Consider the following 24,717-nt stretch of genomic DNA (forward strand, 5'->3'; position numbering starts at 1 on the left):
ATACTTCACGATTAAACCATCGTTTTTTACAGATGAAATTGGTAAATTTGTAGAAGAAATAACTATTAATATGAATAAAGGCGAAAACTATCAAACAGTAAAAAAAATCTTCGAAGCTTACTTAGAAAATAAGAATCTGAGAAAAACGCCTGAGCGCTATGCTATTTTAGAAGAAATTTACTCACGTTCCGACCACTTTGATGTGGAATCACTGTATATCCACATGAAGAATAAGAAGTATCGCGTAAGCCGTGCTACCGTATATAATACGTTGGAATTGTTAGTGTCCTGCGATCTAGTGACCAAACATCAGTTCGGCCGTAACATGGCTCAGTTCGAAAAATCTTACGGTTTTAAACAACATGACCACGTTATCTGCATTGAATGTAATAAGGTCGTCGAGTTTTGCGATCCGCGCATCAACCAAATCCAAAGTTTGATGGGTGATTTGTTGAAATTTGACATCAAGCACCATTCCCTTAACCTCTATGGTATATGTGAAGATTGCCAAAAGAAAGATGCTGAAAATACCGCAAGTACACCCAAAAAAGGTAGGAGTCCGGTAATTTCAAATTAATGTGGTAATCGCCAATTATTGTATTACCTTTGTTCAGAAAAGACCGGTTTGTCGTGTCTTTTCTAAACGTATCATTTAAATTTTAATATCGATATTTCAAATATTATGCAAGTTGATGTGCTTTTGGGCCTGCAGTGGGGCGATGAAGGAAAAGGAAAAATCGTGGACGTATTCTGTCCAAAGTATGATTTAATCGCACGCTTTCAAGGTGGTCCTAACGCCGGACATACATTAGAGTTTGATAACAAGAAATTTGTCCTGAATACTATTCCGTCCGGTATTTTTAATGAAGGTACACTTAACCTTATCGGTGGCGGTGTTGTTATCGACCCTATTATTTTAAAACGCGAGTTAGATAATCTGCGCACATCCGGATTTGACCCAGTGGGCAACGGGACTTTGGTTCTTGCGCGTAAAGCACATTTAATCCTTCCCACACACCAATTGTTGGACGCAGCCTCCGAATCCAAAATGGGCGCTGGGAAAATCGGCTCTACCCTTAAAGGAATCGGTCCGACATATATGGACAAAACCGGACGAAATGGTTTACGCGTAGGCGATACAACCCTCCCAGATTTTCAAGAACGCTATGAAAAATTAAAAGCCAAGCACTTAGAAATTCTTTCTCACTATGGGGAGATTCCTGATTTTTCTGAAAAAGAAGCAGCTTTCATGGACGCGATTGATTTTATCAAAACGATTCCACACGTAGACGCCGAACATTTAGTCAACAATTATCTAAAAGAAGGTAGAAGGGTACTTGCCGAAGGTGCGCAAGGCACATTACTGGATGTAGATTTCGGTTCTTATCCGTTCGTTACCTCATCTAATACCACTACCGCAGGAGCATGCACGGGGCTCGGCATTGCACCAAATAAAATTGGTGCAGTATATGGTATCTTCAAAGCTTATGCTACCCGTGTAGGTGGCGGACCATTTCCAACGGAACTGGATGATGAAACTGGCGAGAAATTACGCCAGATAGGACATGAATTTGGTGCAACTACCGGGCGCTCGCGTCGTACGGGATGGATTGATATTCCGGCATTGAAATATGCCATTATGCTGAATGGTGTAACTGAATTGATCATGATGAAAGCCGATGTATTGGATACATTTGAAAAAATCAATGTGTGTACGCATTACAAACACAACGGCGAGACCATCGATTATATGCCTTATGAAATTATCACCAACCAGGCGGAACCTGTCTTGGAAGAAATAGAGGGGTGGAATCAAGATATTACGGGCATCCGTTCAAAAGACGAGATTCCTACTGCATTAAAAAATTACATCGCTTATTTGGAAAAAGCATTGGAAGTGCCTATTAAATATCTATCTGTAGGACCCGATCGCATTCAGACAATCGAACTGTAATATAACATATACATGGCTACAGCCGTATTTCAGGTTGACACGCAGCAATTCGAAAGACAGGCGCTTCAATGGGCGCAACAATTTGATGAGGTTTGTTTCTTCCAATCCAATGGCTATAGCGACGAATATACCCAGATAGATAGTTTACTTGCTGTAAACGCCTTAGATTGCTTTATTGGCGAGCACATAGATACATTCCATGCGTTGGAAAAATTTAGAGCCAAGCATCCCAATAAGTGGATGCCTGGCTTTTTTAGTTACGACCTTAAAAATGAAACCGAGGATTTAACTACCTCCTTTCCCAATCGATTGGAGTTTCCGGAAGCTTACTTTTTTATCCCGTCTATCGTTTTGCATTTCAAGGATAAGGAGGTAAAAATTGATGCCCTTCATCCGGAAACTGTATATCATGACATTTTAGCTAACGACAATATCACAAACGATGAGGCGATAGAGACGGAAAACATCCGTTTTCAAAAGCGCATGTCGAAATCAGCTTATGTAGATGCATTTCAGCAACTATTGAGGCATATCCAACAGGGAGATATATATGAGGTTAACCTTTGTCAAGAATTTTATGCAGAAGAGATTACATTGTCACCGTTGGCTGTATACCAAAAATTGAACGAGACTTCCCCTACTCCATTCTCTTGCTTTTTCAAAATCAACGATAATTATATTTTATCTGCTTCACCTGAACGTTTCTTAGCGAAGCGGGGGAATACCTTGATTTCTCAACCTATTAAAGGTACTGCACCTCGTGGAAAAACGGCGGAGGAAGACTTTTACATTATAGATACGTTGAAAAACAGTCCGAAGGAAATCTCCGAGAACGTGATGATCGTGGATCTGGTTCGGAACGATTTAACGCGTAGCGCACAGGAAGGCACCGTAAGAGCCGAACGACAACTGGAGGTACAAACATTCGAGCAAGTACATCAATTGGTATCTACCATCACGTGCAAAAAAAACACCGAAATATCGGATATAGAAGCTATCCGCAATATCTTCCCTGCCGGTTCGATGACTGGAGCACCTAAAATCAGTGCAATGAGATTATGCGATCGCTACGAAAACAGCAAACGGGGCATATACGCAGGCGCTGTAGGCTATTTCGACCCAAAAGGTGATTTTGATTTCAACGTCGTTATACGTTCTCTACTTTATAATAGCAAAAAAAAGTATTTGTCTTTCCATACGGGCGGAGCAATAACCATTGATGCTAATCCCGAAAACGAGTACGAAGAATGCCTACTGAAAGCTTCCGCTATCCTTAAAACATTGGAGGCGAGGTTAGTAACGTAAATTCTGTATATTTGGATATGTCATCGCCTTACATCAACATACATACCCATTGCACCCTTGCGCCGACAGCACAAATCTTTTCGCTTCCCAACGTCATTATATCCAAAAACTATCTATTCCCCCATCCCTGTTCACTTGGCATACATCCTTGGTATATCGAACGGAATGCCACTGCGCAACTGGATGCTCTTCACCAATATGGAAAAAAGAAGCAGGTTCTAGCCATCGGCGAGTGTGGACTGGATAAGCTTTGTGATACAACATGGACGTTACAAGAAATAGTCTTTCGAAAACAAATTGCTTATGCAAACAGTATTCAAAAGCCCTTAATTATACATTGTGTCCGTGCTTACCAAGAATGCCTCCAGATACTTCGCGAAGAAAAAGTGCGTGTCCCCGTTATCTTCCATGGTTTCGAGAAAAAAACTGAATTGGCGGCACAAATCCTCCGCTATGGCTATTTCCTCAGCCTAGGGAACGCACTCCTTTCAGGAAAAAAAGACGAACTTATTCGACAAATACCACTTGAGAGAATTTTATTGGAAACGGATGATAAATCTGTCAATATCATTGATATTTATGCTTATTTTTGCCGCGTTCGAAAAATAGAGATACAGCTCTTAAAAGAACAATTGTATCAAAATTTCATGCATATATTTAACTATCCGATAGGAAAATGAAAGATTTATCTTGGTTGTCCAGAACAGAAGCTTTAACAGGACGCAAGGCATTAGAAAAATTAGCAAGTTCACATGTAATGGTACTCGGCTTGGGTGGTGTAGGTTCATTTGCTGCAGAATTCATCTGCCGCGCAGGAGTAGGTAAAATGACTATTATTGATGGCGACACCGTAGATCCATCAAACCGGAATCGGCAATTGCCTGCGCTTGCTACCAATCACGGTGAATCCAAAGCACAAATCATGAAAGATCGTTTACTGGCTATCAACCCAGAGCTAGAGCTTCACGTTATTCAAGATTTTATTATACCAGAAAAAATATCGGATCTTTTAGCGTCAAATCCCGATTATTGTGTGGAGGCGATTGACAGCATTACGCCCAAACTATTTTTCATCAGGCAGGCTCTGGAAGCAAAAATTCCTTTTGTCAGTTCGATGGGTGCCGGAGGAAAAATAGATCCTACCAAAATCCGTATTGCCGACATCAGTAAATCGTATAACTGTAAACTTGCACATCACATCCGCAAGAAACTTCGCAAACATGGTATTCGTGATGGTGTTAAGGTAGCTTTTTCTACGGAACTTCCCGACAAGAAATCCCTACTATATACCGATGGCAGCAATTTCAAGAAATCCGCTTACGGAACCATGTCCTATCTACCGGCTGCATTTGGTGGCGCCATTGCTTCTGTAGCTATTCGGGATTTGATCGGCAAGGAAGTTAATTAATATCATTATCTTCGATATTACTAATTAAATTAGTAATATTGCAACGTGAATAAACAAAAACACTTTGCTATCGTCGATATTGAAACAACGGGTAGTCATGCCGGTGGAAGTCGTATTACGGAAGTCGCCATTTTGATACACAACGGGAAAAAGATTATCGAACGGTATCAAAGCCTTGTCAATCCGCAATGCCCTATTCCTTTCGCCATTCAAATGCTGACAGGTATCACACCGGATATGGTAGAAGATGCACCTACTTTCGGCGAAATCGCAGAAGATGTATACCATCTTTTACAAGGTAAAGTTTTTGTAGCGCATAACGTCAACTTCGATTATTCGTTCTTAGTAAAAGAATTGAAGCAAGCAGGTTATGATTGGCAAGCACCAAAACTCTGCACTGTTCGGCTGTCCAGAAAAATCTTTCCTGGACACCGTTCCTACAGTCTAGGAGATATCTGTAAAGTACGCGAAATCAACATTACAGCACGACACCGTGCCATGGGTGACGTCGAAGCTACTGCGGAGCTCTTTTCCCAACTGCTTGTACACGATGAAAATCAATATTTGCAAGAGAGTTTGCAAAAGAATACCGAACATCGATTACCTACACATCTTTCTTTAGCACAATTTCGAAGGCTTCCTGAAACTGCGGGAATTTATATTTTCAGGAACAAAAAAGGGAAAATCATCTATGTAGGAAAAGCAGTTAATATACGAAAACGTGTTTTAAGCCATTTCGGAGGTATAAACACAAGTTTAAGACGACAGCAATTTATAAACGATATCGCAACGATAGATTTTGAAGAATCCGGCACCGAGCTTATGGCGCTTCTTATGGAGTGTCAAATGATCAAGAAACATTGGCCTATTCACAACCGGGCATTGAAACGCTATGAACCAAAATTTGTACTTATCCATTACGAGGATATACGGGGCTATAGTAGATTGGCCATAAGCAAAGCAGCTGGTCATACAAATAACATTCGCTATTTCGAAACGGCACAGGAGGCTAATTTATTTTTAGCCAATCTGTTGGAAGAATTTAACTTAGCTCCTATGCTTTGTACATTCTATTCCCCCTCTACAGAAACACGCGAAGACAGAAAAATTCAAGTAGAAACACTCCCTTCACTAGAGGAGCACAACCAAATTGTCGATAATATATTTCAACAGCTGAGTCATCGAAAAAGATCATTCCTGCTTATCGATCGAGGACGGAACGAAGAAGAAAGCAGTTATATTTATTTTAAAGAAGATAAGCTCTATGCTTTTGGATTCGTAGAATTTGTCCAACAATGGTCTAATGTAGAAGATATCGTTTCCTACAGGGATAAGTGCATCAGCAATTTTTATATGCAGCAGATCGTGCTACAATATGCAGAGCGCCATCCCGAAAAAATAAATATCTTACCTTCGATATCCGAAATTTCCTAAACTTTATCCATAAAGCTCAGTACTTTATCGACCATATTTTTGCTACCGATAACAATTGGTGTCCGTTGGTGCAAATGTGTTGGCTTCATCTCCAATACCCTTTCTTTGTCGGATACTGCTTTTCCTCCCGCTTGTTCGATAATAAATGCCATGGGGTTACATTCATAAAGCAAGCGCAGTTTTCCATGCGGATAACTCGAAGTTTCTGGGTAGAGAAACACGCCTCCCGTAATCAGCGTTCGGTGAATATCAGCCACCATCGAACCGATATAACGGGATGTATAAGGTCTAGATGTGTTACTATCCTCTTCCTGACAATATTTGATATAACTTTTGATATATTGTGGAAATTTCAAATAATTTCCCTCGTTCACTGAATAAGACTTACCATCTTCCGGAATTTTCATATCGGGATGAGATAAACAAAATTCTCCAATAGATGGATCTAACGTAAAACCGTTCACCCCCTTCCCTGTCGTATAAACCAGCATAGTGGAAGAACCATAAATAACATATCCCGCTGCAATTTGTTCGTGGCCGTACTGCAGTATTTCTTCTTCAGACACCGGCACATCAAGCATTTTTCTTCTGTAAATAGAGAAGATGGATCCAACAGATACATTTAAATCAATATTAGCAGATCCATCCAACGGATCCATGCACACCATATATTTACCTTTGCTCGTTAAATTTTTTAACGACAATTCGATACACTCTTCGTGTTCTTCCGAAGCGATATAACAACATTCACCACCTCTGGTCAACGCTTCAATAAACTGCTCATCCGCATATACATCAAGTTTTTTCTGCGCTTCACCTTGCACATTGTGATGACCATTTTCTCCCAATATATCAACCAATCCAGCTTTGTTGACTTCCCGGTTAATAATCTTAGCTGCGATACCAATGTCACGTAACAATCGCGAAAGTTCTCCTTTTGCATAAGGAAAATCAGCTTGCTTTTCAATGATAAATTGACCCAATGTTTTGAATGCCATAAGTATAGTTGTTCCGTTTGGTGACTAATTTCACGGCACAAAGCTACACAAGCAAATCAAATTAAAAAACTGATTTTCAGCTTATTGTATAATATACACATATTTACTCCATTGATATTCAAGCGATTATTTTTGATATTTTTTTTGTTTTTTTGTAAATGTATCGTTCACTCCTTTTCCATCTTTTAACATCTTCTTCATATTTTCGTTATATTTAAGACACATTAGGAAAGTATATTTAAAGCGATCAAGCAGTGGCAAAGAAAAAGATGATAAATAGGTTTATTCCGCGTGATATCAGTTGGTTGAGTTTTAATGGCCGCGTATTGCAAGAAGCTGCTGATGAGAACGTGCCACTTTCCGAACGCATTAAATTTTTGGCTATCTTCTCGAATAATTTAGATGAATTTTTCCGTGTAAGAGTAGCTGGGCTAAAAAGAGCGCTGATATTTAGCGACAAAGAAGCAAAAGAAATTTTCTTCGAAAAACCTCAGGTTATCCTGGATCGGTTAAATGACTTGGTTATCCAACAGCAGCAAAACTTCGATCACATTTGGTCGGAAGTGCAGGCTGAGATGGTGAAGAAAAAAGTTTTTATTAAAACCGATGAAGAACTGAACAAGAAACAACAGGAATTTGTCAAACTATATTATGAAGAAGTAGTAGAATCTAACGTTATTCCCTTGATGTTAGATGATGCACGCCATATATCTTATTTGCGGGACAAAAGTCTTTATTTAGGTATTGCGATGCACAAAACGGATTGGGAATACGAAACCCGTTTTGCGATTATCGAAATTCCAACACACGATAATGGTCGTTTTATATTATTGCCTTCCCCCAAAGGAGAGAAACACGTCATGCTTTTGGAAGACGTTATCAAATACAATTTACCGCATATCTTTTCTTACTTCGGATTTGATACTTTCAAGGCACACGCTTTTAAAATTACGAGAGATGCGGAATTTGACATCGATAATGATATCAATACCACGTTGGTCGAGAAAATTGAAAAGGGAATTAAAAATCGTAGAAAGGGGAAGCCTACACGATTCGTCTTTGATAAAGATATGGATTCCACGCTTGTAGCTTTTCTGATCAAAAAGCTGAACCTTTCGAAAAAAGACAGTATCATTCCTGGACAAAGAATCCATAATTTCAAAAACTTCATGGATTTTCCTAATATTTTCAAGTCCGAAAAACTGCCATTAGAACGTCGTTCGTTCGATCACCCGGACTTCGCAGGACGACAACGTATCAGCGACGTGTTGGTCAAAAAAGATGTGTTACTCTCGTTCCCTTATCACACATTTCATCCGATCATTGATTTACTCCGTGAAGCGGCAATTGATCCCGACGTGCGTTCCATACAGATCACTATTTACCGCATGGCGGAAAATTCCAAAGTAGCCAATGCACTCATTAACGCAGCGAGGAATGGAAAAGAAGTAACCGTCATGCTCGAACTACGTGCCCGTTTCGATGAGAAACATAACTTGACTTGGAAAGAACGGTTTGAGACGGAAGGTGTAAAAGTACTACTCGGTATCCCAGATAAAAAAGTACATGCGAAACTCTGCATTATCAAAAAAAGGGTTACCAATAAAACTATCCAATATGGGTTTGTGAGTACTGGAAATTTCAATGAAAAAACAGCCAAGATTTATGGTGATTATTGTTTAATGACCAGTAACCGGAATATTATGGCTGATATAAACAAAATTTTTACAGCCTTAAAAAAATCCAAAGGAGACTTGTCGCAAGGATTAAAGTCCTGTAAAAACCTACTGATAAGTCCGAATAATATGCGAACGACATTTCTTTCGCTCATAGACAATGAGATTGCGGAAGCTCGTGCTGGAAACAATGCACGTATAATCATTAAGATCAATTCATTGAGTGATAAACTGCTTATCAGACACTTGTATCAAGCTGCCGCAGCGGGCGTTAAAATTGAAATGATTGTTCGCGGAATTTATTGTGCTGTTAATCAAAAGAAATTCAAAATTCCACTTCATTCCATCAGCATTGTCGATGAATATTTGGAACACGCCCGAGTAATGTATTTTTATGCAACAGGCAAAGAATTGGTCTATATTTCGTCCGCCGACTGGATGCCGAGAAATCTCGACTTCCGCGTAGAAGCTGCAGCACAGATTACGAATAAAAAAATTAAACAAGAACTCATCGACATGTTAGAAATACAGTTAAAAGACAATGTAAAGGCTCGGATTTTAAATAATAAACTGGACAATACTTATGTTCAAAACACCAAACCGCCACACCGTTCACAAGTGGAGTTGTATAAGTATCTGCGAAAGAAAACGAAATAATCGTTAATCTATTCCACTAACACCACCCGAGACCACTAATTTCATGGCATCCGTTGCTGTCATATCCAGACGTTGCACATTTGACGCCTTCACTACAACAACCTGTCCAGCAACAGAATAAGAGTAAGGAAAGTAAACTATAACTTCATCTGGCAATCCGATCTTATTTAAATCACGCTGTGTTAGAAAACCAATTTTTTTCAATCCGGTTTCATTGACTAGCACCAATACGGGCTCATTAAACTTCTTCGCATCACCCACAAAGGCTTCCGTAAAATCCTTTATAGAAGAATATAAGGTATTAAATAACGGAATCTTATCAATGGTTCGTTTTAACCATGCACGTATTGGCTCTGTAACAAATGTCGTAAAAACCACTCCTACCAAAATAAGAATAACCAGCACCGTAAGTATGCCGATGCCTGGAATATATAGTGGGTGTCCATGCTCATCTTCTAAAAAGTGTGTTGTAAGATTTAAAGCATTATCTAAAGACGCAAACACCCAAACAATTAAAAACACAGCCCCCGCTACCGGCACGGTAACCAGTGTACCTTTTATAAGATAATACAACAACCTTTTTTGTGTAAACTTTTTCATCATCATCTATTTACGTCTATCCATAGAAATATACTCTCTTCACCCTGTCAGAGATATTTACCAACAACTCATAAGGAATCGTATCAATGTGCTTTGCCGCCTCCATCAAGTCTGGAAATACTACAACCTCATCCAATTCATGTGCCACAATATCTGTGACGTCAAGCATGCACATGTCCATACAAATCGATCCCACTGTCCTTATCTTTTGGCCGTTAATAGACATCTCTCCTACACCACCGCCAAAACGTCTACTGTAGCCATCTGCATATCCGATTTTTACAGTAGCTATACGGCTCGGTCGGTGCAATAGCCCTTTTCTGTCATAACCAACCGTTGCTCCTTCAGGCAGTTCTTTAATTTGCGTAATGGTGGTTTTTAGTTCGCTTACCTTTTCCAGTGTCATTTTTCCATCCATATCCACCCCATATAGCCCTATCCCCAAACGTACCATATCCATATAGGCAGACGGCCAATTTGCAATACCTGAGGTATTTGCTATGTGGCGAATCACTCTATAGCCCAATCTCGCTTCTAATTTATCTACACTCGATGAGAACATCGCAATCTGTTGCATTGTAAAATCATCATGTTGCCTGTTTCCTGAAGCAACCAAATGGGAGAATACCGTCTTAACGTTAATCTCCGATGCAGCGGATAATAGTGCGGTCAATTCTTCCATCTCATCGGGCAAGAAACCTAAACGATGCATGCCTGTATCTATTTTAATATGAATAGGAAAATCTTTTTGTTTGCGAATTCGTAGAAAATCTATAAAAGCTTTTAAAATGCGAAAGCTATATATTTCTGGCTCCAGATGAGCAGACAACAAACTTTCAAACACTTGCTCATCTGGACTCAACACCATAATAGGTAAGTCGATTCCATGCTGCCGCAGTTCCACACCCTCGTCTGCAAACGCAACCGTTAGGTAATCTACCTTATTAAATTGCAGAAGGTTTGCCACCTCATAGCTACCGCTTCCGTAAGAAAATGCCTTGACCATGACCATCAATTTAACATTTGGCGGTAACATCGAACGATACGCCTGTAAATTATGTTCCAATGCACTAAGGTTAATTTCCAAAACGGTCTCATGTGATTTAGCGACCAATAATTTGCTTACGTCTTCCAAGTGATATCTTCTGCTTCCCTTGATAAGGATAGATTCATTTTCCAACGTGATATTCCCCAGATTTCGCACCAGCTCTTCCGTTGAATCAAAAAACAACAGTGTTGTATGCAGTTTATCCTGTAAATGACGTAAAGATTTCCCCACAATGATTATGCGGTTCAGATTTTGCTGCCGCAATATAGAAAGAAGCTTTGCCTCGAGATGGTCGTTCAAACCATCTATATCAGACAAAATAAGTGTCTTTTTTTTATGTTGTTGCTGTTGGTGTAAAAAGTCCAGAGCAATTTGTAAGGACGCCAGATCGTTTGAATAGGTATCATCAATAATAGAGCAATTATTCCGTCCCGTCTTGAGCTGCAAACGCATCTCTAGCGGACGTAACCGGCCTAATTTATGTGGAATCGCATCCAGCGGATAACCTAAAAACAAAAGTGTAGTCAAACAAATAAGTACATTTTCTATCGAAGCTTTATCCACAAAAGGTACAGCAAAGGTCACAATCTCTTGTCTATAACTCACCTGAATAGATGAACTCTCTGCATGCATTTCTTCTATACGCAAGACCTTCACCTCATCCATATCACGCTCTCCAAAAGTAAATACTCTTGTTTCAGCAGCCAGGTATTCCTCAAAACCATAGCGCGAAGGAAAGATGACATCTTTGGTATGCTTAAAGAGTTTTAATTTCTCTTTGATTTTCAATGTCTTGCTAGCAAAACCGTCGGCATGCGCTACTCCAATATTGGTCATGATACCTATATCTGGACAAATCATTGCCTCCAACTGATCCATCTCACCCGGCAAGCTAATACCTGCCTCAATAATGGCACAGTCATAATCATCCGCAAGATTCCATAGCGATAACGCTACCCCCAATTGCGAGTTATAGCTTTTAGGGCTTTGGTAAACTTTCTTATCTTCCTGCAATAGTTGAGCGAGCCATTCTTTTACTATCGTTTTACCATTACTACCCGTGATCCCGATAACTGGTTTTTTGAATTTTTTACGATGATGTCGTGCAAGATCTTGTAAAGCGCCCAAAACGTCATCTACCCATAAAAAGCTCGCTTCGGGGTATAACGAAGTATCTATATCATCACGCGACACAACAAAGGCACGAATGCCCTTCTGATAGGCATCAGGAATAAACGTATGTCCATCACGCACATTCTTCAACGCAAAAAAAAGACTATGCTCGGCGTTTCTTATTTTGCGGCTGTCATAGGCCAAATCATAGATTGGCTTTTCCGCATCGTGAACCACGTGTCGTTTGCTATGGATATGGGAAAGAATAGATGCAAGTGTGTACATGATAAATTGTAAAGGACAAATTTCATCAATATTTTCAACAATACTATTATTTAGTATATAAAAACAAAATTATTTAGGTTTGCAGGATGGACGAATACAGGAAACAGAAAAAAACGCTGACACCGCTACAAGCTAAGGCAAAAGCTGAAAACTACTGTGCTTACCAAGAACGTGCCCAGCAGGAAGTACGAAACAAATTATATGAATGGGGACTTCATCAAAAAGAAGTAGAAAATATCATCGTCCAACTCATTGAAGACAACTTTCTTAACGAAGAACGATTTGCAAAAGTATACGCTTTAGGTAAGTTTCGTATGAAAGGTTGGGGGAAAATCAAGATAAAGCAGCATCTTAAGGCAAAAAATGTTTCCGAACCACTCATTCGTATCGCCCTAAGAGAGATAAATCCGGACGAATACGACAAAAAAATAAAAGAAACGATCGAGAAAAGATTAAATAAACCCATAAAAAAACTTTCTTTTACCGAAAAATCTAAATTGGCCGTTTATTTACAATCGAAAGGATTTGAAAATGATATTATTTTTGAAAAAATAAACCAAACAATGTGATTTTTCATGTTGATGAACAGCACCCAATAATATTCTAAGCAAATATTATAAACGTAAAAAAAATTAGGTTTAAATGCTCAAAAACCGTATTTTTGTACTAGGTCAACTAAATATCGTGGATGAAAAAGACTTGGACAATATATCTATTTCTCCTTCTAGGAAGTATAATTTGTTTGCAAGCTACTTCGACAGATATCACAAAAGATTTTGATGTAAATGTCGACCAAATCTTTGACCAAAACAACGATGCGGAAGAAAGTGAAACAAGACTTAACTTGGACGATGAAATTATCGTGGAGACGGCTTTCTCTCCTTATCTTTTAGCACAACCCAAAGATTGCTTTTATCTTTTACCGGGCAGGCCACTTCCTCATGTTAGTATCGGTTTGCATTTCCCTCCTCCCAACGTCGTTTAGCTCCTTCCATTCATATTAGGAAATAACATTTGAGTAAGAGAATATACTTTTTGTATTCGCGTACCGCGGATGCAAGTTTTTCATATACATTTAATAAAATATATAACACAATGAAGACAAATATCATTATTAAAGGAATCTGTACATTGAGTATTGCTTTCGGCTCCATTTCAATCGCGTTTAGCCAACAATATCAAGAAGATCAAATAAAAATCAATGTGGCACAGATTACCAATTCTACCGAAAAGCTAAAAAACTTAAATCCAATTACGTTCAACTATAACAGAGATGAATTCAAGGCTCTTAATTTACCAACGGGTAATCGTTATGGATTTTTAGCCCGCGATATAGAAAACGTATTTCCAGATATGTTACAAACCTCATCAAAGGTATATACAACGGGAAAAAACACAACGAAAACGGCTAAATACGATGACGTGGATAATGAAAGTCTGATACCTGTTCTCGTTGCCGCGATAAAAGAACAGCAGGAACAGATTGAAGCGTTGAGAAAAGAAGTAGAACAATTGAAATCCAAATAAACCTGTCGCTACGAAGCAAATAACCATGAGCCAAAAGGTATGGCTCATGGTTATTTAATATCTATTAAAACGCGTAAACAAGAGCAATTGAAACTTGCGATGCATTCTTCGTAGCAGTAAGCCCGTCTTTCTTCAAGAAACCAGATTGGTTATTGTTATCCAGACGAACTTCTGGAATAACAATCAGCCCACCGTGTTTCAGCTGTGCCGACAGCGTGAATGATGTAAATTGCTGCCCCTCCAATTCCTCCACATCCTTTTCTTTGAAGTATTCCGCACGGACGCCCATACCAATATTTTCATTGATATTATAACGAGGATATATTGCCACACCACTATAACCACCATCGGATTGAAATGTATAATCTGCTGCATTCAGTCCGAGACTAACTTTTGGAGAAAAATCATAGCTAGCTACAAGGTCAACTAATGTTCCGGAACTATAATTGGCCTCTCCTCCTTCCGACGAACCCGTCAGGAAGTTTAAGTATGCGCTGAACTCATCGACAGGGGTTAAGGCCAATTGTGCACCTACATGCGATATTCCATTAAAATCCTGATAGACATTCCAGTCATTGAATAAGCCCGCCATCAGTGACACCTTATCCGAGAAAGCATAAGTTGCTTTAATTCCGGCATTTTGAAATGGTCCGGCACCAAATAGGTAGGAAGTGGAATAATGAAAGTTTGAGACTGGTGAGATTACTTCATAACCAATAAATGTTCCCATATAACCAGCCGTCATGTTGAATTTATCCGTAAAATCGTAAGAAGCATACAAGTTTTGGATATGGAACGAATTGCCGGCATTGGCTTCACTATCATCGCCGTTTGGTATACTGAGGTATTGTCCGCGCGGTCCGAATGCAAGCTCGCCGACAAAGGTCGCTTTACCAGTTGACTTTTGCAACCCTAGGCCAAGCATGCCCAACGAAATAGAATTATGATTGTTTGCGAAATACGTACCGATATTTTCTTGTTCAGCAAAGTCATATTTCCAATAAATATCTGCGTAACCAGTTATTTCCAAAGGTGTGCCTTCCTGTGCACATAAAAAAGCTGAAATAAGTACAAAAATGAATATAGATAATGATTTTTTCATGATTTTCATTTGTTTTATTATGTTTTAAAATAAAATAATTAACACAAAACAATAAAAAATCAATAAACAAAACCAAAAACAAGACATTAACTAATTTTTATAAAGAACGTATATGAAAAACAAAAAATAAATGACAAAAAATCAGTTTGTAATACGATTTTTATTATTTACAAAAACAAATTAAAGTAAAAAATCACAATATTTTCAAATATTTTATATAAAAAATAAAAAATTACTAGATTTTATCATTTTTTGTTTCGATATTTGAAATGAAAAACAATTTTAAATATCAAATAATCAAAAAGACAAGACAAAAACCACTAATTAATCAAAAAACTTAATCAAAACCAGAGATGAAAAAAATTCTCCCATTTGGACTCCTTGCATTGGCGGCAATCCTCGCATTGCTCTCCCCATCTACCGAAGTTACTACCGTCGCAGAAAGCAATATAGATACAGGCGACACTGCATGGCTATTAATGTCTGCGGCATTGGTACTATTAATGACACCGGGTTTGGCTTTTTTCTATGGTGGCATGGTTCGCAAAAAAAATGTAATATCTACCATGCTACAAAGTTTCGTATGTATGGGCCTTATCACCATTATATGGGTCGTATTTGGCTTCAGCCTTGCATTTGGCGAAGATATCGGCGGTATTATCGGCAACCCTTCCACTTTCTATATGATGAAGGGCATGTTAGGGAACGATGCCTGGTCAGCATTACCGACCATCCCTATAGCATTATTCGCTATGTTCCAGTTAAAATTTGCGGTAATTACCCCTGCGCTCATCACAGGCGCTTTTGCCGAGCGTATTAAATTTAATTCCTACCTTATTTTTATTACGTTATTCGTCATTTTCATCTACGCACCATTAGCACATGCCACGTGGCATCCCGATGGGTTGTTAGCAAACATGGGCGTGCTCGACTTTGCCGGGGGAACCGTTGTACACATGTCGGCAGGATGGGCCGCTTTGGCTTCCGCATTATACTTAGGCAAACGTAAAGAACAAGTGCATACGCCAGCCCGTATCAGCTATGTTATCTTAGGAACAGGTTTACTATGGTTTGGCTGGTTCGGATTCAATGCGGGCTCAGCAGGTGGCGCCAATGAGTTAGCCGCTTCCGCATTTGCAACCACAACTACCGCATCAGCTGCAGCTGCCATAGCGTGGATTTTCTTTGATATCCTCAGAGGTAAAAAGCCTTCCGCAATGGGTGCCTGTATAGGCGCAGTTGTCGGATTGGTAGCTATTACGCCCGCTGCTGGTTTTGTGACAATCCCACATTCACTAGTCATTGGCCTGGTCGCCGCGGTTATCAGTAATCTCGTGGTTATCTGGAGAACCAAGAGAGGTATAGACGACACCTTAGACGTATTTCCCTGCCACGGTGTAGGAGGCATGGTCGGTATGCTACTAACAGGTGTGTTCGCACATAGCAGCGTCAACGGCGCTGTTACAACCAACGGGCTATTCTTCGGTGAAACCGGGCTTTTTCTTGCTCACCTGGTTGCTCTTGTTGGTGCTTCAGCGTTCGCTTTCTTCGGATCATTGGTTCTCTTAAAAGTTACCGATCTCTTAGCATCACTACGTGTTAGTGAAGAGGCGGAAATTGTTGGACTGGACATGAGTCAACATAACGAAGAACTTTAGTTCTTTAAAGGTGTTCAAGAACTGACAACAACGGAAAAGAAGCGGTCACTTTTATTGTAGTGACCACTTCTTCTAAACAAAAAATGTCGTATTATCTTTTAAAACCGAATATACCACGTTTCTTCTCCTCTCCGTAGCCATAACCGTAACCATATCCTCCATAGCCATCGCTTCCGTAACCATAACTATAGCCTCCCAGTTTTAAGCCATTTAGCACAATAGCAATGTTGTTTATCTTTTTCTCCTTATATATGCGATCGATATCGGGTAGTTGACGGCGATCCATCTTGCCCGCCCGTATCATAAATAAGGTCAAGTCAGAAATACGATCCACGATAGCCGCATCAGCAACAACTCCTATGGGCACACCGTCAACGATAATATAATCATATTGATTACGTAATATTTGAAACAGATCATCCAATCTTTTGCTTAACAACAATTCCACCGGGTTGGGGGCTATCGCACCGATTGGAAAAAAATGCAGATTGGGAATTTCCTCCGAAATATGCCGGATTTGTTCCATCTGTACATTAGGATTTGATAAATAATGACTTACACCTTTTAAGCTGTTCAATCCAGCCCTTGTACTTAACGAACCTTTACGCAAATCTAAATCAACAACCGCAACCCTCTTACCCAAGTACGACATCGTGGTAGCAAGGTTTAACGAAGTGAATGTTTTCCCAACACCGATACCGAAAGAAGTCAGCATAATGACCTTGGCTTCTATCCCGTCACTCGACATAAAACTAATATTCGTCCGCAAAATCCGGAAAGCTTCCGTCAGCGGGTCCCGTCCTGTTTCCGACACCAAAATATTTGTTTTGCTATTTGTTTTCCTATCAGATAATGGTATTTCTCCTAAAAATGGTACAGACACAGCCTCTTCGATATCCCGTCGAGTACGAACCTTCGTATCCAACATCATTGTCAATAACAAAATCACTGCAGGAAGAACTAAGCCGATAGCCACACCTGTGCCTACTTTGCGAAATTTACTAGGATGAATAGGTGCGGTAGAACGGGATGCTGCATCTACAATTCGGATGCTTTCGTCCGTCATCGCCTGGTTGATCGCATTTTCTTCCCTTTTGTTAAGCAAATATAAATACAACTCTTCCTTTACTTTCTGTTGCCGCTCGACGGAAAGCATCATCCGTTGCTTTCGAGGCACCTGCATCACTTTTCCTCTGGCAGATTGCTCCTCTTTCAATATATTGTTCATCTTGATATCCAAACCTCTCAAGGTATTGTTCACCGCTTCATAAATATTGTCTCGCATGGATGCCAAGTTTCTATCGAGATCAACTACTACCGGATTTGCCGTACTACTTCCTTCTACCAGACGATTTCGGCGCAACAGCATGGTATTGTATTCCCCGATCTGACTTTCCACACTCGCATCCACCAGTCCAGTATTATTCGGCATCAGCTCATATTGTCCCCCATTCGCGGTGAGGTATTCCCGCATCATGTTCGCCAGATTGATGTCTGTTTCTATTTTGGTTCGCTCCGACTGGAACTGGCGGGTATCCGATAAATACATCTGTCCTGCTGTCTGCACGTCCACGCCCTGATTGGCCGTCCGCAAACGTTCAATATCAGATTCCACCGATCCCAATTCACTCTCTATAATCGCCAAGCGATCGCGTATAAACTCCTCGGTATTGACCGCTATTTGATTTTTGTCTGATAATGTGACTTCATTGTAGACCGTAATTAATTCCGTAATCAGCGCCGCTGCCCGTTGCGGATTCGTATCTTCAAGAGCAATCTGCAACAAGGAAGCGTCATCATCCATTTGACTGATATTCAGATTGGATAAAAAATAACTCACAACAGCAGTTATAGGTCGCTTAACCACACGAATAACCCTGCCGTATGATGCTTCATTGTAAAATGGGGTTGGTTTTATCATGAGCACACCAAACGGTGTCTTGGTCTCGTTATTGAGAGGAATTTTAACTTCTTCGTCTTCAGTTTTATCATTCCTTTTTCTTACGCGTACATGGTTTGCATCCAATGGTATTACTAGAAGATCGTATCCGATGCTTTCCGATTTTCCCCCAAGGGCAACACTCACCGGGCTGGTCTTGTACAATTCGTTGTAGCGTAGTCCCACACGTTCCAAATAGTTCGTTTCCGCACCGATGCGCTCTATCGTAGTTCGCATCAACTCCTTGGAGCGAAGTTGCAGAATCTCACTTTTCACACTCACCGTGTTGATAGAATTTGTCCGCGTAAGGCGTGCCGTGACAGGTGTATTAACCGGTGTCTTTATCATCACGGTTTCCACACTACGGTAAATAAAGGGAGATTTACTATATTGATAATAATAATATGCGCCAAACACTAAGACAGATAAAGCAAACCATTTCCACTGATAAAGCAGGTATTTTAGAATATCAAGTACATTGATCGATTGCTCTTTTTTGCCATCAGCGGCTATACTGGAATTATATTGATTAACACGCATTTTCTTTCGATTATTTAAATAAAGTATACATTGATACGATAAAACCTGTTATCGCAATGGATAGACTCAGAAATTGCCTATTGCGCTGCTCGCGAGGTGTTGTCGGTGCTACCCGAGGTTCCACATAAACAATGTCGTTTTGTTGCAAGTAATAAGTCGGCGAATCAAAAATAGATTTTGATTCTATGTCGTTTACGTATTTTTTTCGCACTCCATCTTGTTCCCGAATAACGAATACCGCTTGGGGATCAGCAAGAATAGACAAACCTCCCGCTTGGGTAATTGCCTCCAACAAGGTTATCTGAGCTTCCGGCACCTGCAAAACAGATTGACTCCCAACAGCGCCCATTACACTAATTTTCAGATTTAACAGTTCCACTTTCACGGTAGGGTTGTTAATATATTCTTTAGCAATCAAAGCACCACGGACCATTTCCCGAACCTCTTCCAACGTTAATCCTTCCACACGCATTTTACCAAGAATCGGAAAACCGATGGTTCCTTCTTGATCAACGGTATAGCCCGATGTCGAACTGGAACGATCTACTACAGTCGATACATTGCCATCATCTCCCACCCTATAACTACCTACGCCACTATTGAACGGCGCGGCGAGCTCCGGTGCACTCGCACTCACTACAATCTGAATGCGATCGTTTTTCTGTAATCGCAATAATGGCGCTTCCAAAGCAAGATATGCCGTATCGGGCGCCATATCTTGTACGTATACCACTTTTCTAGGTACTATACAACCGTTTAACAGTACCAGGCCTAACAGCCATGTCAATAAAGTAATCTTATTCATATTCATAATTTTGTTGTTTTCTTAATTCCTCATAAAGTTCCAGACTCTTCTCCACCATCTTGTCCCTTGTAAAATATTCTTCGTATCGCTTTTGGCTACCTTCTGACAATTGTTGTTTTAATATAAGGTCGGTTGCTATTTTTTTACAGGCATACGCTAATGCTTCCGGGTTCTCCCGTTCTACCACTAATCCGGAGACACCATCTTCATTTACCCAACTCACGCCGGAACCGGGGATGTGTGTCGATACGAGCGGTTTTCCGCAGGACATTGCTTCTATCTGCACAATCGCAAAAGCTTCCGTCTTCCAAATAGAGCTTAAGCAGAATATATCAGCCGAGGCATAGTAGGCCGATGCATCTTCGTCCGGCAAAAAACCCAATAACGTCACTCTATCCTCCACTTCCAGCTCTTGAATCAATGCAGTCAATGATTCTCGTAAAGGACCTTTTCCTCCAATGACAATCTGGAAACTATTGTCGAGATATTGTGCCGCCCGAATTAAATATTCATAACCTTTATAATCTACCAAACGTCCTAACGAAAAAATCACATGCTTATCTTTGTATCGCTCCTTAATAGCTACAATCTTTTCCGTAACTGCCTGCACCGGCAAAACCCCTATTGGGATATAATCAATCTTATGTTGTACCTTTTGGAGAGATGCTGATTCGGCTACATATACCGGACTCGTTCCCACAATAATGTCCGCTCTTTTGATAAGCCAATTTTGCAGCGGCACATATAGTTTCAATAACGCTCGCTGCTTCAATATATCCGAATGCCAATGTAAAACCACCTTGCCCCGATAACCAGAAAGGAATAAGGCGAGACACGCCATCGGATCAGGATGATGGATGTGGATTACGTCATAATATCTCGCGATTTGGCGAAGCTTTGTAATCATGGCCGGTGCCAACATCGTCGCTGCCAGCTTATGTTTTGTGGGTACCACGAAGACACTTCCATAGGCATTTAGTTCTATGGTACCCTGCGGATAGTTTTCGGTTGACGCACAAAGCATATCACAACGTACCTTCCGCTCTGACAAACCTATTGTCAGATCATACATTACTTTTTCCACTCCACCCCGAATGGGATAGAATTTTCCCAATTGCAATATACTCATGTTCCTAAACTTCATTGTGTTTTCTATTCATGCTCTCCTTTAAAAGCATGCAAAACACATCTGACCAATTATTTGCCAACGGTTCTGCTATAACTGTAGAAGGGATCGGTTTGAAAGCCTGGCTTTCTCCCTTAATAAGCTGCGCCATCAATTTTGCTAAAGCAACTGGGTTATCCGGATCAAAAAAAGCCGTGTAACCGCTAGCTCCGGCTGTCTCATGTGCATAAGGCATATCCGCCAGCAGCATATATTTGTTGTAAACTGCAAATTCCGAAATGGGCAAGCCCCAGGATTCCACTCTAGATGAGTAAATAAGTCCGGTGCAGGTATCGTAATAGTTCTGCAAATCATCTTTCGACAAGAATCCTACAAATCGAATTGAATTCAACCCACCCCATTTTTTATGCAGCCATCTCGCATATTTATTTTCATTTCCCCGAACCGTGATGTAGACTTTAAAATCCTTGATATGATAATGGTTCTCCAAGATGTCGACTGCCCGACAGATCACTTCAAAGTTTTTATGAGGGTTAGGTGACGCCGCGTAAATAAAAGATATAGCCTTATTCCGACAACCTGCTTTTCCTTGTGTATACATACTCGCCTTTGGTCGTATTGGTGGTGCTACAACGATCTTACTCCTATCTATGGCAAACATCTTATTCATCGCTTTTCTAAACCACTCTTGTTGCACGACGACATAACGATTCCGGTGGATATTTCGACGATAAATAAATTTCGTTAACATCGCTATGATCGCCATATTAGGCGCAAAGAACAGGTCGTGCAACTTCCAGCGATAACTAAAAAGTGCATTATGGCAATAAACCGCTTGGCGCTCGGCGACTACATTCGGTGTGGTATCGTGCAACGAGAACCAAAGGTCGACCGAGCCGATAGTTTTGGATATTCGTTTCAACGAAACATATTCATACCACAACCGGTTTATCCATCTTTTTTTCGGCCATTGCGTTTCGATGTATTCGATATGCGGATAATCTGCCAATTCTTTTTTATACACAATAGCGATCACCCTAAACTCACCTTCCCGATCAGCAACCCATTGCGAAAGACCGGAAAGACAATCCCTCAATATGGTTAAAGGACCTGCTTCCACAATATTTACGGCTGATATCACTATGGTCTTCATGGTGTCAATTGATTAAAGAGATCCAACCATTTCCGCATCACTTTAGCTTCCGTGAAATCCGTAGACATTTCCTTTGCTTTCCGTCCCATTTCCCAACGCAGATTTTCATTTTCCATCAGTTGTATCAATCGCGCTACCATCATCTCTTGATTATGTTCCTCAACTAAAAAACCATTTTCACCATCTCGAATAATATCCCGTGGTCCACATTTGCAAGCATAAGCCACCATCGGTAAACCATAAGTTTGCGCTTCCAACAATGTCATCGGTAAGCCTTCATAACGAGAAGTCATAACCAGCAATCCACTTTGACAGTATTCTTTTTCGATATCCCAAACCGGCGAACATAAACGAATCACATCTGCTAATCCCAATTGGTTAATCTGTGATTGTAGTTTATTCTTTAAAGGTCCATGACCAAAAATGTCTAATTTCCAATCCGGTTTTTGCTCATATATTTTTCTCCATAATGCAATCAGCTCATCAAAACCTTTCTGATAATCATATCGTCCAACAGCGATAGCACGTTTGGCCTTTACATCCGCTTGACAATTCGGCACAAAACTGTTCGCATTAGGAATAACTACTATGTTGGGAAGATTCCCCCAATATTGTTTATCCTCTTCCGTCAATACGACAAAGCGGTCATATCGTTTTGCTATAGAAACATCCTGCCAGCTACGAAGGCGGTCTATTATCTTCCAAAGTCCTTTCCGTCCATATTGTAAGCGTTTAAAACGCGAAAAATGAATTTCCAGCACTTTTTTGCTCCCATCTTGAATGCGATAGAGAAAAGAAGCATCGTTATCAAACATGGAAATAACGATATCTGCCTTCAAATCTTGCAGAAGACTTGTGAGTAATTGTTTATGCTGTTTTTGTTTCCGTTGATAGGAGATTATTTTCTTCCACAGTCCATGTTGATTATTTTCTGTATAGTTGATATCCAAGTCGTGTAGCTGAATAGCCTCATTTAATGGAAAGTAGGGAGATCTCCCCTGCTGATCCGTTGTTACAATAGCCACCTCCAGCCCCTGAGCAACAAAATAATTCGCTTTATTTGCCAATACCCGCTCCATACCACCCGAGTTAAATGTACCTAATATGTTGTAGACTATTTTCATTCTTCTTCCACATAATATTTATGATACAAATACGGGCTACCCACGGACAGAAATAGAGCATACACTAAAAAGATATCTGTAGCTACTTTTAACCAATTGATTAAAGCGAGTACAAACAACAATAGAAAGAGGTGCTTAAATACCGGAAATTTACGCCACAGTGCATAAGACAAGTACATAAAAAAGAACGTGAAAATACTTAATCCTATTAAGCCACTATAGAAAATAAATCGACAATAACCTATATCTGTTCCTACAGCATGCCAATTCGAAAATGTTGCTTTGCCGATTATCCAAGTTTCATAATCATCCGCATCCGGCCAAATCCACATCACATTATTTAAACGGTCTGTAGAGTCTGTTCGCCATTCTCCTGTTTCTATCCAATTAAAAAAGCCTTCAAAAGCAAACCGCAACAACTTATATACTTCTGCGTTGGTATTATAAAAATAGACACTGATTGTTGCTATTATCAACACCGCCAATAAAATTATTTTCCAGAGTTGCAGATTCGATACTTTTATATTTGCTTGAATTACATTGGCAAAAAAAACGAGGTAACCTAACGACAATGTTAGTCCTACCGTAGTCGTTCTGGAAATCATATTCCCTATACCACCGATAACCAAAAAAGCTATGGCATACAGGAATAGTTCTTTCTGATTTTCTCGTAATTTCTCATCCTTTACCAATAATATACTCATCATGACTAAAACCGCCGAAAACCGAATACCTGCAACATCTAGTGCCGCTCCCATACCATATAATCGGTTCACTTCGGTCAAAAATTCATTAATTCCCAGATCAATATATCGATCAACGAAAACTTTCACTGCCGGTACAAAATCAATTACTAATGCTAACACACATTGACTTAAACAAACAACAACTAAATAATCGACTACCAGCCGGAAATTCAATTTTTGATGGATTACCGCAATAAATGTAACAACTGTATACGAAGCAGCTAGCCAAACCCACATCGAAATAATATAGGAGGCATAAGCAGAATCATTAGAGTTGTTGTAGTCCATCGATAAAAGACCTGTCAATGAGAACAAAACCGCAATAAGAGAAGCAATTATTATTTCCCGCGAGAAGCGAGCAACGCCCATCTTTATAATATGATATGCTATTAACAGCAGTCCAACTACCGCCATCATGATCTTCGTATTCAAACCCACTGGTAAGAAGGTAAACTCAAACGGAAAATAAAAAAAACTGGTAACGATGCCTGCTAATATGATTAATACTGTCTTCATAGA

General features: G+C 40.0%; 21 protein-coding genes. 11 read left to right on the top strand and 10 right to left on the bottom strand.

Going from position 1 to position 24,717, the window contains the following annotated elements; genetic code table 11:
* The first annotated feature begins 70 nt into the window (after positions 1–70).
* The 6 genes from H8B21_RS12940 to H8B21_RS20825 all read left to right on the top strand — a co-directional run bounded on the left by H8B21_RS12940 (position 71) and on the right by H8B21_RS20825 (position 6,101).
* A complete protein-coding gene (locus H8B21_RS12940) occupies positions 71–577 on the top strand; it encodes a Fur family transcriptional regulator (protein ID WP_190314198.1) in 507 nt (168 codons plus the stop codon).
* 105 nt (positions 578–682) lie between these two features.
* A complete protein-coding gene (locus tag H8B21_RS12945) occupies positions 683–1,954 on the top strand; it encodes an adenylosuccinate synthase (protein WP_190314199.1) in 1,272 nt (423 codons plus the stop codon).
* Positions 1,955–1,966: 12 nt separating this feature from the next.
* Positions 1,967–3,259 carry an anthranilate synthase component I family protein gene (locus H8B21_RS12950; protein WP_190314200.1) on the top strand — a complete coding sequence of 431 codons (1,293 nt, stop codon included), beginning with the start codon at positions 1,967–1,969 and terminating at the stop codon, positions 3,257–3,259.
* 17 nt (positions 3,260–3,276) lie between these two features.
* Positions 3,277–3,939 carry a TatD family hydrolase gene (locus H8B21_RS12955; RefSeq protein ID WP_190314201.1) on the top strand — a complete coding sequence of 221 codons (663 nt, stop codon included), beginning with the start codon at positions 3,277–3,279 and terminating at the stop codon, positions 3,937–3,939.
* Positions 3,936–4,667 (top strand): tRNA threonylcarbamoyladenosine dehydratase, encoded by a 732-nt coding sequence (locus H8B21_RS12960; protein WP_190314202.1) that lies wholly within the window; start codon positions 3,936–3,938, stop codon positions 4,665–4,667. Before H8B21_RS12955 ends, H8B21_RS12960 begins: the two co-directional genes overlap by 4 nt.
* Positions 4,668–4,712: 45 nt before the next feature.
* A complete protein-coding gene (locus H8B21_RS20825) occupies positions 4,713–6,101 on the top strand; it encodes an exonuclease domain-containing protein (protein WP_190314203.1) in 1,389 nt (462 codons plus the stop codon).
* Here the strand turns inward: H8B21_RS20825 and fbp are convergent.
* Positions 6,098–7,099, bottom strand: coding sequence for a class 1 fructose-bisphosphatase (fbp, locus tag H8B21_RS12970; protein ID WP_190314204.1), 1,002 nt, complete (start codon positions 7,097–7,099; stop codon positions 6,098–6,100). The genes H8B21_RS20825 and fbp overlap by 4 nt on opposite strands.
* 269 nt (positions 7,100–7,368) lie before the next feature.
* Between fbp and ppk1 the strand changes: the two genes are divergently transcribed.
* Positions 7,369–9,432 (top strand): polyphosphate kinase 1, encoded by a 2,064-nt coding sequence (ppk1, locus tag H8B21_RS12975; RefSeq protein WP_223815019.1) that lies wholly within the window; start codon positions 7,369–7,371, stop codon positions 9,430–9,432.
* Between the two features lie 3 nt (positions 9,433–9,435).
* On the opposite strand, the gene H8B21_RS12980 is transcribed toward ppk1, so the two are convergent.
* Both H8B21_RS12980 and H8B21_RS12985 read right to left on the bottom strand, forming a co-directional pair.
* A complete protein-coding gene (locus tag H8B21_RS12980; protein ID WP_380907432.1) occupies positions 9,436–10,035 on the bottom strand; it encodes a DUF502 domain-containing protein in 600 nt (199 codons plus the stop codon).
* Positions 10,036–10,048: 13 nt separating this feature from the next.
* Positions 10,049–12,478: a bifunctional UDP-N-acetylmuramoyl-tripeptide:D-alanyl-D-alanine ligase/alanine racemase gene (locus tag H8B21_RS12985; protein WP_190314205.1), complete on the bottom strand. Its 2,430-nt coding sequence runs from the start codon at positions 12,476–12,478 to the stop codon at positions 10,049–10,051.
* 86 nt (positions 12,479–12,564) lie between these two features.
* Here H8B21_RS12985 and H8B21_RS12990 point away from each other — a divergent pair, with 86 nt between their 5' ends.
* The 3 genes from H8B21_RS12990 to H8B21_RS13000 all read left to right on the top strand — a co-directional run bounded on the left by H8B21_RS12990 (position 12,565) and on the right by H8B21_RS13000 (position 14,005).
* A complete protein-coding gene (locus H8B21_RS12990; protein ID WP_190314206.1) occupies positions 12,565–13,047 on the top strand; it encodes a regulatory protein RecX in 483 nt (160 codons plus the stop codon).
* A gap of 119 nt (positions 13,048–13,166) precedes the next feature.
* Positions 13,167–13,463 (top strand): hypothetical protein, encoded by a 297-nt coding sequence (locus H8B21_RS12995; RefSeq protein WP_190314207.1) that lies wholly within the window; start codon positions 13,167–13,169, stop codon positions 13,461–13,463.
* 110 nt (positions 13,464–13,573) lie between these two features.
* Entirely contained in the window at positions 13,574–14,005 is a 432-nt protein-coding gene (locus H8B21_RS13000; protein ID WP_190314208.1) for a tail fiber domain-containing protein, read from the top strand.
* 64 nt (positions 14,006–14,069) lie between these two features.
* On the opposite strand, the gene H8B21_RS13005 is transcribed toward H8B21_RS13000, so the two are convergent.
* Positions 14,070–15,107, bottom strand: coding sequence for an outer membrane beta-barrel protein (locus tag H8B21_RS13005; protein ID WP_190314209.1), 1,038 nt, complete (start codon positions 15,105–15,107; stop codon positions 14,070–14,072).
* 353 nt (positions 15,108–15,460) lie between these two features.
* Between H8B21_RS13005 and H8B21_RS13010 the strand changes: the two genes are divergently transcribed.
* Positions 15,461–16,765, top strand: a complete 1,305-nt coding sequence (locus tag H8B21_RS13010; RefSeq protein ID WP_190314210.1) for an ammonium transporter — start codon at positions 15,461–15,463, stop codon at positions 16,763–16,765.
* 91 nt (positions 16,766–16,856) lie between these two features.
* On the opposite strand, the gene H8B21_RS13015 is transcribed toward H8B21_RS13010, so the two are convergent.
* The 6 genes from H8B21_RS13015 to H8B21_RS13040 are packed head-to-tail and all read right to left on the bottom strand — an operon-like array spanning position 16,857 to position 24,714.
* A complete protein-coding gene (locus H8B21_RS13015; RefSeq protein ID WP_190314211.1) occupies positions 16,857–19,244 on the bottom strand; it encodes a GumC family protein in 2,388 nt (795 codons plus the stop codon).
* 10 nt (positions 19,245–19,254) lie between these two features.
* Positions 19,255–20,055 (bottom strand): polysaccharide biosynthesis/export family protein, encoded by an 801-nt coding sequence (locus H8B21_RS13020; protein ID WP_223815020.1) that lies wholly within the window; start codon positions 20,053–20,055, stop codon positions 19,255–19,257.
* A complete protein-coding gene (locus H8B21_RS13025; protein WP_223815021.1) occupies positions 20,042–21,193 on the bottom strand; it encodes a glycosyltransferase in 1,152 nt (383 codons plus the stop codon). The genes H8B21_RS13020 and H8B21_RS13025 overlap by 14 nt, the downstream gene beginning before the upstream one ends.
* Positions 21,183–22,328 (bottom strand): glycosyltransferase family 4 protein, encoded by a 1,146-nt coding sequence (locus H8B21_RS13030; protein WP_190314212.1) that lies wholly within the window; start codon positions 22,326–22,328, stop codon positions 21,183–21,185. The genes H8B21_RS13025 and H8B21_RS13030 overlap by 11 nt, the downstream gene beginning before the upstream one ends.
* Positions 22,325–23,452, bottom strand: coding sequence for a glycosyltransferase family 4 protein (locus H8B21_RS13035; RefSeq protein ID WP_190314213.1), 1,128 nt, complete (start codon positions 23,450–23,452; stop codon positions 22,325–22,327). Before H8B21_RS13035 ends, H8B21_RS13030 begins: the two co-directional genes overlap by 4 nt.
* Positions 23,449–24,714 (bottom strand): hypothetical protein, encoded by a 1,266-nt coding sequence (locus H8B21_RS13040; RefSeq protein ID WP_190314214.1) that lies wholly within the window; start codon positions 24,712–24,714, stop codon positions 23,449–23,451. The genes H8B21_RS13035 and H8B21_RS13040 overlap by 4 nt, the downstream gene beginning before the upstream one ends.
* Positions 24,715–24,717 lie beyond the last annotated feature (3 nt).

The sequence above is a fragment of the Sphingobacterium chuzhouense genome, from assembly GCF_014692525.1.
In the GTDB taxonomy this organism is placed as follows: domain Bacteria; phylum Bacteroidota; class Bacteroidia; order Sphingobacteriales; family Sphingobacteriaceae; genus Sphingobacterium; species Sphingobacterium chuzhouense.